The sequence below is a fragment of the Aequorivita antarctica genome, assembly GCF_007997155.1.
Lineage (GTDB): Bacteria > Bacteroidota > Bacteroidia > Flavobacteriales > Flavobacteriaceae > Aequorivita > Aequorivita antarctica.
On the sequence record NZ_VORT01000004.1, the window covers coordinates 69,291 to 82,988 of the forward strand.

General features: G+C 37.3%; 14 protein-coding genes. 1 reads left to right on the forward strand and 13 read right to left on the reverse strand.

Features of this window, described 5'->3' with window-relative positions:
• Positions 1 to 165, reverse strand: a complete 165-nt coding sequence (locus ESU54_RS06775) for a Lacal_2735 family protein (RefSeq protein ID WP_111845336.1) — start codon at positions 163 to 165, stop codon at positions 1 to 3.
• Positions 166 to 406: 241 nt separating this feature from the next.
• Between ESU54_RS06775 and ESU54_RS06780 the strand changes: the two genes are divergently transcribed.
• Positions 407 to 859, forward strand: a complete 453-nt coding sequence (locus ESU54_RS06780; RefSeq protein ID WP_111845335.1) for a phage tail protein — start codon at positions 407 to 409, stop codon at positions 857 to 859.
• Positions 860 to 1,433: 574 nt separating this feature from the next.
• On the opposite strand, the gene ESU54_RS06785 is transcribed toward ESU54_RS06780, so the two are convergent.
• From ESU54_RS06785 to ESU54_RS06840, 12 genes are read right to left on the reverse strand one after another with little or no spacing between them, the layout of a single operon-like run.
• Positions 1,434 to 2,690 carry an MFS transporter gene (locus tag ESU54_RS06785; RefSeq protein ID WP_111845333.1) on the reverse strand — a complete coding sequence of 419 codons (1,257 nt, stop codon included), beginning with the start codon at positions 2,688 to 2,690 and terminating at the stop codon, positions 1,434 to 1,436.
• A complete protein-coding gene (locus ESU54_RS06790; protein WP_111845332.1) occupies positions 2,691 to 4,784 on the reverse strand; it encodes a copper-translocating P-type ATPase in 2,094 nt (697 codons plus the stop codon).
• A gap of 18 nt (positions 4,785 to 4,802) precedes the next feature.
• Positions 4,803 to 5,096 carry a phosphoribosylpyrophosphate synthetase gene (locus tag ESU54_RS06795; RefSeq protein WP_111845331.1) on the reverse strand — a complete coding sequence of 98 codons (294 nt, stop codon included), beginning with the start codon at positions 5,094 to 5,096 and terminating at the stop codon, positions 4,803 to 4,805.
• 7 nt (positions 5,097 to 5,103) lie between these two features.
• A complete protein-coding gene (locus ESU54_RS06800; RefSeq protein WP_111845330.1) occupies positions 5,104 to 5,748 on the reverse strand; it encodes a hypothetical protein in 645 nt (214 codons plus the stop codon).
• Positions 5,745 to 6,638, reverse strand: coding sequence for a ribose-phosphate pyrophosphokinase (locus ESU54_RS06805; protein ID WP_111845329.1), 894 nt, complete (start codon positions 6,636 to 6,638; stop codon positions 5,745 to 5,747). Before ESU54_RS06805 ends, ESU54_RS06800 begins: the two co-directional genes overlap by 4 nt.
• Positions 6,639 to 6,648: 10 nt before the next feature.
• Entirely contained in the window at positions 6,649 to 8,151 is a 1,503-nt protein-coding gene (locus tag ESU54_RS06810; protein ID WP_111845328.1) for a thymidine phosphorylase family protein, read from the reverse strand.
• 26 nt (positions 8,152 to 8,177) lie between these two features.
• Positions 8,178 to 9,554: an MBL fold metallo-hydrolase RNA specificity domain-containing protein gene (locus tag ESU54_RS06815; protein ID WP_111845327.1), complete on the reverse strand. Its 1,377-nt coding sequence runs from the start codon at positions 9,552 to 9,554 to the stop codon at positions 8,178 to 8,180.
• A gap of 15 nt (positions 9,555 to 9,569) precedes the next feature.
• Positions 9,570 to 9,824: a hypothetical protein gene (locus tag ESU54_RS06820; protein WP_111845326.1), complete on the reverse strand. Its 255-nt coding sequence runs from the start codon at positions 9,822 to 9,824 to the stop codon at positions 9,570 to 9,572.
• 43 nt (positions 9,825 to 9,867) lie between these two features.
• Positions 9,868 to 10,710 carry a restriction endonuclease gene (locus tag ESU54_RS06825; RefSeq protein WP_111845325.1) on the reverse strand — a complete coding sequence of 281 codons (843 nt, stop codon included), beginning with the start codon at positions 10,708 to 10,710 and terminating at the stop codon, positions 9,868 to 9,870.
• A gap of 2 nt (positions 10,711 to 10,712) precedes the next feature.
• Complete coding sequence (locus ESU54_RS06830) at positions 10,713 to 11,543, reverse strand: universal stress protein (RefSeq protein WP_111845324.1); 831 nt, start codon at positions 11,541 to 11,543, stop codon at positions 10,713 to 10,715.
• 51 nt (positions 11,544 to 11,594) lie between these two features.
• Positions 11,595 to 12,656 (reverse strand): class I fructose-bisphosphate aldolase, encoded by a 1,062-nt coding sequence (locus ESU54_RS06835; protein WP_146848090.1) that lies wholly within the window; start codon positions 12,654 to 12,656, stop codon positions 11,595 to 11,597.
• Between the two features lie 11 nt (positions 12,657 to 12,667).
• Positions 12,668 to 13,681 carry a type II glyceraldehyde-3-phosphate dehydrogenase gene (locus tag ESU54_RS06840; RefSeq protein ID WP_111845322.1) on the reverse strand — a complete coding sequence of 338 codons (1,014 nt, stop codon included), beginning with the start codon at positions 13,679 to 13,681 and terminating at the stop codon, positions 12,668 to 12,670.
• Positions 13,682 to 13,698: the final 17 nt, after the last annotated feature.

The window sequence follows — 13,698 nt, forward strand, 5'->3', positions numbered from 1 at the left end:
TCAGTTCAACTTTTCGAGTTGTTTCATAATTTCTTCAGCTTCAAAAGCTTTTTGATCGCTTAGTTTTCTGTTGGTGGTAGAGAGGTTAAATGATTCTTTCTGTAGTTTCTGATATTTTTCCTGCAATTTTTCTTTTTGTGTTTTCTTTTTGAAGATTCCAAACATGGTATTTTTTTATAGGGTTATGTAGCAATTTTTTTTTGGAAAGATACAAAATGTTTAATAAATATATAAATAAGTTAAACAAAATGTTTTAATTAGATATATACTTCGCATTAGCTTCTAATCTTAAATTAAAGGACTTAAACTATGTAAAACTATAAAGATATGTTGTCTATAGTTTGTTTCTGAATTTATAATTACTTTTAAACATGGCTTAACTATTACAAACAGTTAAATAATCTCTATGTCAGTTGTCTCCCAAGAAAACTATATCCCGCCCACAGCGTTTTACTTTCGTGTCCAGTTTAATGGAAGCCCAGAAATGGACAGCAGTTTTCAAGAAGTGTCTGGTCTTAAGCTCAAACCTAGCAACATACAAAGATCAGAAGGCGGAGAGAACAGCTTTGTTCATGAATTACCTGCACCGCACACATATTCAAATCTGATTTTAAAACGGTGTTTAATACTGAATTCCAATTTCGACAAGTGGTGTAAAAATGCAATAGAAAATTTTGAATTTGATCCAAAGAATATTAGGCTATCATTATTAGGAGCAAATGGAAGTGTTCTTGCATCCTGGAATATTGAAAAAGCATATCCGGTATCTTGGGAGCTTTCTTCAATAAATAGTACGTCAAATAAGTTGGCGATTGAAACCCTTGAACTTAAGTACCGCCTTTTTAGAAAAGAACAATAAACTTTCCCTTATAAAATTACCCTGGGCAGAAACCATTACAAATGGAGTGGTTGTAAAAAATGTAACCTTCATATGCCTTAGAATTTTAGTAGATAAAGATTATAATATTAGTAGAATTGCCAATGATTCTGACACCCCAAAAAAACAAAGCCCCGTCATCATTACGATAACGGGGCTTTTTGCGGAGAAAGAGGAACTATCCATTTTTCGTGAAATATAGGGTTTATAGTACTTGCCAATAGAGCAATATTTTATACGCACCGAATTACGCACCTCAATAAGAATTTTAACATATTGCATCTAGTCAATGTTGGGTTTTCTTCAATCCTCCTTGTACCTCTTTAAAGAATAAAGACTCAATGCGTATGGAAAAATTGGTAATCACATTTCCGTAAGTTATCCTCGTCACTCTAATATAGGAATTTTAAATATTATTCTAGTGTTTGACCAAACAGCGCTTTTATGCTTATTTAACATCGGTTGTTTCTAACCATACAGTATCGGGTCGGCCTCCTTCAACTTTCATCACTCATTGTAATTATCTTATACGGAATATTTCAGCTTTAAATCTGGGTTAGTTATCAATAAGTGCAACACTTGATCGGTCTTTTTTATGTTTGTAGGGGTACTTAATAAAGAACACAAGGCCAATAGCAACCAAGGTTATGCTTCCAGAAATTATGAATGGATAGTAAAAACCACCAGCAAGAAGCCAAGTTCCTAAAACGGGACCTAAAATCTGACCAATACTATTGGTCGAGCTTTGTATGGATATATTTCGACCCGTATTTTTTTTAGAAGTTAATGAAACTGCTGATAATAAATTAGGTATTACCATAGCAATACCAGCAGCAAAAATAACGATTAGTCCATATACGAAAAATTCATTCTTAAAAAATGGAAAGATGATCAAGGAAATTCCAGATATGAATAATCCTAGAGTGATTTGTTTCTTTGTGGATAAAACTTTCTCTCCATAAGTAGCAAAAACGGGCTGTAAAACAGCCATTATAGCGCCGCATAACATAAAGCCAATACCCACTTGATTACTGTTAAAACCTAAGTCATCTTTTCCGTAAATTGAAAAAACCGTTTCAAATAGGGTCAATATAAATTGGATTACAAAGGATAGTATCAGTAATACGATAAAGTATTTGGAAAATATGAATCGCAACCCCACTTTACGTGCCGTGAACTTATTTACACGAGCGGTGTTTTTAAGCCATTTCAACACAATGGATAGAACAATAAATCCGAGTAGGGCAGCGAATAAAAATGGTATTGAAAATCGGTCTAAATGTAGCAGACCTATAGAATATTGTAAATGAAAATCCGTTTGGGAAAGAAAGCTTCCAATAACAGGGCCGAAAATAACTCCTGAACTAATGGCTACACCAGACCAAGCCATCATTTTTGTTCTTCGTTTTTCTGAAGTAATGTCGCTTAAATATGCGTTGCTGACAGGAATAACCGAAGAAGTGAAAATACCGCCAAAAATTCGAGCTACATATAGCATTGTCAGAGATGTGGCTAGACCCGTAAGTAATTGCATAACTACAAAACCAATGAGTCCACAGATGATAATAGGTTTTCGACCATATTTGTCTGAAAGCTTTCCCCAAACTACTACAAAGAGAAGTTGAAAAAAAGGATAAATACTAGTGAGCAATCCTATATGAAAATTGATACGGTCCGGATCGAGATTATCTGCTAATGCTAATCTTTCGGTATAGTAGGGCAGGGTTGGCAACAATATGCCATAGCCCAACATCACTACAAATAAACTCAACAGGATTAAAAATATTCTGTTGAGTTTTTCTTTTCTATTCATTTATTTTTTACCGATTTTTCGCTTTAATAATTGGGCATTAATAGCAACAATTATGGTGCTCAAACTCATTAACACAGCTCCTACCGCTGGGCCTAAAACAAAGCCTGAAGAATATAGTACACCAGCAGCTAGTGGAATGGCTACAACATTATATCCTGTTGCCCATATCAAGTTTTGAATCATTTTATTGTAGGTTGCTTTACCAAATAATATTAGGTTGGCAATATCCTGTGGATTGCTATTTACCAAAATAATATCGGCAGTTTCAGCAGCTACATCTGTACCAGAGCCAACTGCAATACCAACGTTTGCTTGTGCCAAGGCAGGCGCATCGTTTACACCATCTCCCGTCATAGCCACAAACTCGCCTTTTCCTTGTAATTCTTTAACTAGCTCAACTTTCTGATGAGGTAAAACTTCGGCATAATAACCGTCCAAGCCAAGTTTATCACTAACAGCTTTTGCCGTAATTTCATTATCTCCAGTTGCCATCAAAACTTTGATATTGTTCTTTTTGAATATTTTTATAGCTTCAGCAGATTCTGGTCTTATTTCATCAGCAAGAGCTATATATCCAACTAGTTGCCCATCAATTAATACAAATACAACCGTTTCAGCAGCATTACTAAAAGCATCTTTTGGAATTTCTATTTTTTCGTCTCTTAAGAAGCCTGGACTAACCACTTTTACTTGCTTCCCTTCTACATCTGCCTCAACACCTTTACCAGTAATCGCATTAAAGTTTTCAAGTTTTGGGATGTCAATTTTGTCTTCTCTAACTTTTTTAATAATTCCTACGGCAATGGGATGTTCTGAACTTTGTTCCAAGGCACTGGACAGTCGCAAAATTTCTTCGGTTGAATAGGATTCATTTACAGATTCAATTCTGGTAACGCCAAAATCTCCTTTGGTCAATGTTCCTGTTTTGTCAAATAACAAAACGGATATTTTACGTGATTCCTCAAAAGCCGTTCTATTACGAATCAATAATCCATTTTGTGCGGATACTGAGGTAGAAATAGCAACTACTAAAGGAATTGCAAGACCAAGTGCGTGTGGACAAGCAATGACCATAACAGTAACCATTCGTTCCAATGCATATACAAATGGGAAGCCTAAAAGCAACCAAACTGCCAATGTTCCAAAACCGATACCCAAAGCAATATATGTCAACCATTTTGCAGCCCTATCGGAAAGGTTTTGCATTTTGGACTTGGTTTTTTGAGCTTCCTCAACCATTGTGATTACTTTGTTGAGATAGCTGTCTTTACCTGTATGCTCTACTTTTACCTTTATGCTGCCATTACCGTTAACTGACCCTCCAATTACTTTATCTTTTTCCTCTTTTTTTACTGGTTTCGATTCTCCAGTAAGCATAGATTCGTTTAAATAGCTTGAGCCTTCTACAATAATCCCATCTGCAGGAACTTTCTCTCCGGGCTTAACCAAAATGATATCGTCTATTAATAAATCTTCCAATGAAATATCTTCAATAGTATCGCCTTTTACGCGATGTGCTTCGGCTGGCATCATACTTACGAGAAGCTGTAGGGCTTTTGAAGCACCCAAAACACTCTTCATTTCTATCCAATGCCCAATGAGCATAATTGCGATTAGGGTAGCAAGTTCCCAGAAAAAGTCGACACCTTCTAAACCAAATACCGTGGCGGAACTATATACATAAGCTACGGTAATTGCCATAGATATAAGCGTCATCATTCCTGGTGCACCACTCTTTATTTCTGAAACAATACCTTTAAGAAAAGGCCATCCACCATAGAAATACACAATAGTAGAAAGAGCAAAAAGTATATATGGATTACCCGGAAGTAAAAATTCATATCCGAAAAATCCTTGGATCATTGGCGAGAATATCAATATGGGAATTGTAAGTACAAGCGTTACCCAAAAGCGTTTCTTGAAGTCGGCAATCATCATTTTATGATGGTCGTGTCCAGCCATTCCCATGGGCGCATTACCGTCATGATTGGAATGATCCATTTTTGAATGGTTCTCCTTTTTGTTTTTCATCTTTGAATGGTCCATCTTTGAGTGATCCATTTTTTTGTTTTTGTGATGTTCGTGATTTTCCATTATAGTGTTGTTTAAGTGTTATCGTAATTTTTTTCGCATTGCTTCTGAAATGTTTTCTGCATACACTCCGTAGGCATCTACCAAAAGTCCTTTAACTCCGTCTTTGGAAGATATAACATAAAGAATGCTATTGTCATCTGTGCTGCTCATGCCTTCAAAGCGATAGGTTTTATCTACTTTAAAATCTTCAGGATGAATCTCAATTTTCAGCGAAGCACATTTCAAACATTCAGGCGTTAAATTGAAGTCATAGGGATATTCGTTTGCCTGTAAATCGTTAATAGCTTCTGAAAGTGTATCGTAGTTTTTCATTTTGTATTTATTTATAGTTCATAGTAAAATAACTACCATCGGCTTCGGTAAATTTCTGAGAGGTCAATAAACCTTTTTCATTTAATTTCTCGTTAACGATATAGTTGAGTTGCTTAATGCGAATACCCAAAGTATAGGCTTTTATATTGATTTTTGATTTGATATTATCTTTGTTATAGTTCAATTTTCTCTCGTAAATTTTGATACTGCTTTTTGAACCAAAAAAATTTAATAAGCCTGAATCAAAACTCATTTCTAGTTCTATATCCTCTAGATTATCTAAATCGTACAATACTTTAAAATTTGTGGAAGTGGTGTTAATTTCAGTCTCTAGTGATTTTGGATCTGAAAACGGAAATGCCATTACCATTATACTGGCTTCATCTGGTTTACAGCGATAGGTTGTTGTGTATTTGTCGGTAGATTTTTTGTTTTTGTCAAACAGCTCTGTGATTACTTCAATTTCATAATATCCATTTATAGCGATAACTTTTCCAGATTCAAAAGTTTGTTTGTTGAGAAAAGCACCTTTTTCATCAAAATTCTCGCGAACCACAAACCTCCCTGAAATCTGCCCAATGAGCATTTCGGTCTGGCTAGTCATTGTGATACTGAATAAGATAATTATTAGTATGAAGCCTTGTTTTCTCATATATGATGCATCAATTTCTTTACTTCTTTTGCCATTATATCACTCAAATCAATAGCATTTGAAGGATGGGGAATGGTGTTGCAGGTTACTATTTTTTCTACAACGGAATCCAACAAATCCTGATAGGCATTGCCCGAAAAAACTGCGTGAATACCAACACAAATTGGTGGTTTCATCCCTGCTTTTTTTAGGTGTTTCACAGTTTCAATCATTGTTCGTGCAGTCGAGATAATATCATCTACCAAAATAGGTGTGGCATCTTTGTATTTATCTACATCTGGAACCGAGACTTCCACATCACGGTCGCCGTGACGCACTTTCTGTAATACCGTAAATGGTACTCCAGCATTTTTGGCAACTTCCGATACCCATTGCTCACTTTCAGAATCGGGACCGATAAGAACAGGATTTTCAACATTTTCCTTTATCCATTCTGAAATAGCATTGGCTGCGTGAATGACTTTGTTTGGAATTTGATAGACTTCGCCCAAAGAGCTTATTCTATGCAAGTGCGGGTCAACCGTGGTAATGCTATCGGCAAAACCAGAAATCAATTTCCCGAAGAAGCCTGAAGTAACGCCTTCGCCTTCATTAAATACTTTGTCCTGACGCATATAGGCGAGATATGGTGCTACCAGACAGGTACACATCGCTCCGAGCGATTTTGCAGTATGGCTTAAAAAATAGAGCGGTAACAGTTTTTCGTCTGGTTCGTGCAGGGTGCAGACCAGTACTACACATTTATCTTTAACATCAGATAGAATACGTGTGTAAGATTCTCCATCAGGGAAGTTGCGCAAAGTAGCTTTGCCCACTTCAGCATCCATTTTCGCTGCCAAAAGTTCTGTGAGTTCTTCATTTCCGGGAAGGCTGAATAATATCGTTTGCATAGTATATTTTTTAAATTATGGTTATAATATCGTTGTGGTTATTTTTATAGTCCATAGCATAATTAAGTTCGCCTATGGATTCTGCATAAAGCGTGTACAGTAATTGGTTTTTTTCAATTTTGTCGTTTAAATGGACATTCAATGAAATCCCTGCTGATTTAGATTGAGGTGCACCTGAAAGTTTGGCGAGTTTTGCAATTTTTCTGTTATCGATTCTTTCTAAAATTCCTGAATTTTCTGCTCTAATCTCAATTTTATAGGGTGCTAAAACAGGTTTTGAAAAGCGACCTTGGGCTTTACAAATGGCGATAAATTTTTTATAAGCTTTTCCAGATTGGAGTACTTTTTGTGCAGTCTTATATCCTTTCCCTTTTTCAACTTTCCCAGAAAGTTCCAATAGTTCCCCTGCCAAAAACAACGCTCTTTCCAATAGGTCTTTGGGTGCATCAGCTTCATTTTTTAAGACCTTTAATATATCGATCGCTTCTAATGTAGGACCAATACCTCTCCCAACGGGCTGCGTACCATCTGTAATAACAACTTTCACTTTTAGACCAACAGCTTTGCCCACGGTTTCCAAATGTTCTTTTAATTGCTGTGCCATTTCCGTACTGCGTACCTTGGCGGTTTCTCCTACAGGAATATCAATAATAACGTGTGTGGATCCTGCCGCAGCTTTTTTTGAAAGTACAGAAGCAATCAATTGTCCTTCGCTATCAATATCCAAAGCTTTTTCAATTTTAATGAGCACATCATCCGCAGGACTTAATTGCGCCGTTCCTCCCCACACGATGCAACCACCTTCATTTTCCACCACATTTTTTATTTCTTCGGAAGAAAGTGTAACATTGGTCAATACTTCCATTGTATCTGCTGTACCTGCTGGCGAAGTGATGGCACGGGAAGACGTTTTGGGCATTGTAAGCCCATAAGCGGCAACGATGGCAACTATCAATGGCGTTGTTCTATTGCCAGGTAATCCACCAATACAATGCTTATCGACCACGATTTCTTTGTTCCAATTCAATTGCTTACCGGAAGCAATCATAGCTTTCGTGAGGTCGGATATTTCGTTAATATCCATCCTGCCACCTGCACAGGCTGTAATGAATGCCGAGAGGTGGATGTTGGAATAATCTCCCTGAACAATATCTGTGATGATTTCTTTATAAGCGTTATAATCCAATTTTTGATTATAGATTTTTGCCCTTACGTGGCTTAAGGATTCAATAGGTTCCAAATGTGAAACATATAAGGTTTCATTTGGGGAAACATTCAGTTTTTCGGCAGCTGAATCTGAAAGTCCAATTTCATCGGGCAACAGCATATCTGAATTTATCACATTGAGGCTTGCCACAATGGAAATGTTGAGATTTGAAACCCGAATTCGGGTAAGTGCCTCAAAACCTTCTGAAACACACACATGGCAATCTTCGTGCATATACACCACATTCTCGTTTTGGGTATAGATGCCAAGATGCTTGTATTTAAGGATATTTGATTGCTGTGCCATAGTGTTTATATTAAAAATTTCGAAGCTTATTCTATTTCTTCAATGTTGTAGAGTTGTGGGATTTCAGAATCCCATCCATAGGTTTCTTTGATGCCTTTTTGAAGTGCTTCCGCACTTTCTTTTTCTCCGTGTACAATGAAAATCCGTTCGGGCCTATTTTTTATCTTACTCATCCAATCCATAAGTTCTGCGTGGTCAGCGTGTGCCGAGAGACCTTCAACTTCAGCTACCTGCATTTTAAAAGGCACCCATTTTCCGTACACTTTTAGTTCCTTTTCGCCTTCCAACAATTTTCTTCCACGAGTTCCTTCAGCTTGATAACCCACAAAAAGCAACGTATTATTTGGGTTTTGCGCCTGTGTTTCAAGATAGTTGAGAATTCTCCCACCTGTTAGCATTCCACTCCCTGCAATCACGATTTTTGGTTTGTTGTCGGTTCGCAATTCCATTGTTTCACGATAACTGCTTACGACCGTGAAGTGGGAACACATTTCATCACATTCATTGTCTTCTAATCTGTGCCAATCCCTTGTGCGGTGGAACAGTTCCAATACACTAGCGCCCATTGGGCTGTCCATTATCATTTGTACTTTGGGTATTTTGTTCTCCTTGAGTAATTTCCAAAAAATCAACATCATAAGTTGGGCACGTTCTACCGAAAAGCTTGGAACAAATAGGCTACCGCCTCTATCAAAAGTGTCTTTGACTAATTTTTCAATCTGCGGAATAGCTTCCACTTCATCAGGATGAAACCTTCCGCCATAAGTAGATTCTATGAATAGTACATCTGCCTTTTTTGGTTTTAGAGGTGGATACAATAGTAAGTCGTTCGTTCTTCCTATATCGCCTGAAAAAACAAAGCGTTTGCCGTTTAAATCCAATTCAATATAAGTAGCGCCGAGAATATGTCCGTTGTATTGAAATCGAGCTCTTATGCCATCAAATAATGGAATCCATTGTGCCTGCGGAACGCCCTTAAAATGTGGAATGGTTTTTTCTACATCTTTTAAATCGTAGAGTGGTTCTGCTGGGCTATGCTTGGAATAACCTTCCTTGTTGGCACGTTCGGCTTCCTGTTCCTGTATTTTACCACTATCATTAAGTATGATTTCTGCGATGTCCAACGTTGGATTGGTGCCATATATAGGTCCCTTAAATCCTTGTTTTACCAACCTTGGCAGATATCCAGTATGGTCCAAATGGCCGTGTGTTAGCAAAACCATATCAATTTCTGAAACTTCCACAGGTGGATGTTCCCAGTTTTTAAGGCGTAATTCCTTTAGCCCTTGAAAAAGCCCGCAGTCTATGAGTATCTTTCTCTCTCCTGTGTCCACTAAATATTTTGAGCCGGTTACTGTACCTGCTGCGCCCAAAAAGTGGATGTTTATTTTATTGTTTTTCATTTTTATAGAATTTATTTAGTGTCCACTACAACAAGATGACGTGTTTCCTTTGTCTTGGCTAGATTCGTTCATTTCCGCTATTTCATTGTATAGCTCGCGGGAATCCTCTTTGATAAGAAGCGCCAACTTCTTTACTGATTTGGGTTCAAAATTTACCATCCCCAATAATATTTCAAGGGCCTCTTCAAGTAATTTTGGGTCATCTTCCAAGGCTTGATAAAATGGTTCGAAATTTATGCTGTTCTGTTGTTTCAATTCTTCAGTTTTCATAAGATTTGTTTTTAAGTATTGTTAAACCTTTTATTATTAGAGGTTAAGTGCTTTTGCATAACGCCTTAGAATCTTCTAAAATCTTTTTGTGTCTTTTTTTACTAATTCCTATTTGGTTTAATAGCACTGGGTTTTCGTGAAGCTCTTTGCAGAGCACAATGTTTTTATCTAATAACTTTGTTTTCTCGGCTTTGGTGAGAGTTGTTAAGGCGGTTAGTGGGTGAAAGCCAGATTTATCTATTCGTTCTTTTAAACCGTTTCCTATTGGGTAATCCCAACTTGTCAATAATAAACCTACACATTTACCATATTGAATCGCGTCAGTTGTGAATCGCGTATTGGTGTACACACCTCCTTTATGAAGTTTAGTTTCGTGGCCTTTTTGATGTTCCCATTGTTTCTCAACATCCAAAAATCTTGAGTGGATATATAATGGAGTTTTCACACTGCAAAACCGTCCTTGGTGACTATGATATTTACATTCAATCATATAATGTTTATTATCTTTTTGCGCTATTACATCTATTTCATGCTGCACACAACTACCTTGTACAATCACACCAACTTTTGTTGTATACCCTTCGTGCGCAAATAGTTTGCCCACTAGATTTTCAAAAGGAAAACCCGTTGGGCCCAGTTCCATCAAGGCTTTTTTGAGTTTGTATTTTGAAGCACTTACTCTCGATTTGCTCTTTAGCATCTTGAATGCCAATTGATAGATTTTTTTAGTAGTCATTCCTTCTTCGAGTTGCTCTTGTACCTTACGGGCTATATCCTGAACAATGTCTTCCTCTGCTTTTGAACGGCGTAAGGAGTTGATGAGTTTGTTAACATCAAAGGCCTGAAGCTCACCGGAATATTTTGTTATTAAGACTGATTTATTCATCGTTATACTTTAATGGTCATCACGGGCAATTCGGAATGATTGGTTACACCTTCAGCTATACTCTTGGAGAACAGGCTTAAAAAACCTGTGCGTCCGTTGGTACACATAGCGATCAAATCGGCATTTTTATACTTTAAAAAGTTGTTTATACCGGTTTCTACGTCCGGCTCATTATATACATTCATTGAATACTTATTTAAATCGGGAAATTTTTTCAGGAATTCCTTGATGGGGTTTAAACCTTGTTCAATACTATTAAAGTCTGTGTCAGTATTGATTCTCAATAAATGGACATTTGCTCCTGATTTTTCGGCAATTGAAATAACCTTCTTAAATGCTTCGTTCACATCTTGAAGGAAATCTGAAACAAATACGATATCCTTGAAAGGAAAGGATACTTCTTGGTCCTTAACAACAATTACTGGGACATCGACTTTTCTTACAATTTTCTCTACGTTGCTTCCAAGTAACTCACGTACTCCGCCTCTGGCACCACTACTTCCGGTAACAATAAAATCGTGATGGAAGTGACCAGAATGTTTAAGGATATTTTCCTGTCCGACATCAAATGTCAAAAAAGTTCTGCATTCAAGTCCTTCACGTTCCGCTGCTTTTTCCAGTTCGCGTAAAGCTGCTTTAGCGCTCCCAATTTGCTTCACTGTTTCGGGATACTGCATTTCTTTTTGTTTATCCAACTTTACCCAGTCAACAGGGGTTTTCATCAAATGAAAAAAATGGATTTCGGAATTATAAAGCTTAGCTAATTTAATTCCGAGTTCTGCAGCTTTATTGCAGTTTTCTGAAAAGTCTGTAGGTACGAGTATGTTTTTCATAGTTTATTGATTTTTAGGTGTAATGCGATACTTAATTTTTTTAGATTATTATTAGGCTACTGTGATGCTATTTTCCAGGTATACCTGTTGCACCGTTTGCAATAATTCAATTCCTTTGCTAAAAGGTTTTTGAAATGCTTTTCTTCCCATAATTAACCCAGAACCACCAGCTCTTTTATTGATGACAGCCGTTGTCACCGCTTCGGTGAAATCTGATTCACCTTTAGAACCTCCACCCGAATTTATTAATCCTATTTTACCCATATAACAATTGGCTACTTGCAATCTGCATAGGTCAATGGGATGATCTGTTGTGAGCGTTTTGTACATTTCATCATCATATTTTCCAAACCCAATTTCCTTAAATCCGAAATTATTGGTTGGTAATTTTTGTTTGATGATATCTGCCTGAATGGTAACGCCCAAATGGTTGGCCTGCCCTGTAATATCCGCAGCCGCGTGATAATCTTCTTTTTCAGTTTTAAAAGCTTCGTTTCGGGTATAGCACCATAAGATGGTGGCCATTCCTAAATTATGTGCTTCTTCGAAGGCTTCAGCTATTTCTTTAAGCTGTCTGTTACTTTCCTCCGAACCGAAATAAATGGTAGCTCCAACTGCAATCGCTCCCATATCCCACGCTGCCTTTACCTTGCCAAATAATGTTTGGTTATATTTATTGGGATAGGTAAGTAGTTCATTATGATTAATCTTGACGATGAAGGGAATTTTATGGGCGTATTTTCTGGCGTTCAATCCCAAAACACCAAATGTGGAAGCCACACCATTGCAACCAGCTTCAATTGCGAGTTTTATAATGTTTTCTGGGTCGAAATAGTCCGGATTTTTATAGAATGAATAAGCTGCGCTATGCTCAATGCCTTGGTCTACAGGTAGGATACTTAAATATCCAGTACCTCCCAGATTTCCGTGCTTGTATAATTGGGCAAGACTTCGCAGTACCTGTGGATTTCTGTTACTATTGCCAAATACCGTTTCAAGACTATTCTTGCTTGGAGTTTGCAATTCATCCTTTGTTATTTTTTCACAAACGTGATCCAAATAGAAGGATGCTTTTTTTCCTAAAAGTTCTGTGATATTCTTTTCTGTTTTCATTTCAATAAAGATTAATTTATTCCTAGACTTTCATTGGTTTTGGAAATTGACTTTGCTCCATCCGTTTCAATTCCAGTAAGTGCGCGAATGGCATCGATAGTTTCAGGTATAACAATAGCTTGGTTATCGACTACATAGGCATAGAATAGTTCATCGCCAACTACTTTCAGCATATCTTCCCAAAGGGCAACTTCATACATATCGCCCCAAGGCCTTCCCATATCCAAGAACATTTCCTTAATCGTATTGTTGGAAACCAAACCTTGGTCATATTGAATTAGTTTAATACGGCTGGACGTTTTAAAAGCATTAAGCACTTCATCCTTCGTGGCATGCTTTTTCAATTTTACATTCCAGTAATGCATATGGCTTAGGGTTTCTGGAACTTTTACTGCGGCAGTGATGACATCCAAATCGGGATCGACACTTTGAGCATCAGGACCTTGATGGCTTGGAATATCTCTTTCGGGAACCATTGTGTTCATAATACCGCCTAAATGGCTTTCCCAGGGATCTGTAGCTCTTCTTAAAAGTGTACCTCTGGCATAATCCAATAAACCGGCGCTTTTTAATGCAGTCAGCGTTCTTAAAATAGAGGTGGTGTTACAGGAAACTACTCTAGTAGAATTTAGATTTATAGCTGATTTGTAATTGTTTTCGGCACTAAAAGAATGGCCGGTAGTTTCATGCTTTTCGCCTCCCTGCACAATGAACTTTATTCCCTTTTGCTTGTAGTATTCAACATTTTTTGTCGATATTTTTTTAGGGGTGCAATCCACTACAATGTCCGCTTTAGCCAATAGATCTTGCACATTTCCCTTTACCGAAATGCCCACAGCCTTCATTTCATTTCCGGCCTCGGGTGTGGCTGCATAGATGCTGTACCCTTTTCTTACCGCGTTTTGAATGCGCCAATCGCTGACAACATCACAAACCCCCGCAAGGTTCATATCATCTTGTACTTTAACTGCGTCGGCCACTCTTTTGCCAATGACTCCGTATCCTATAACCGCTATATTTTTCATATAAATTTCTTTTTTAA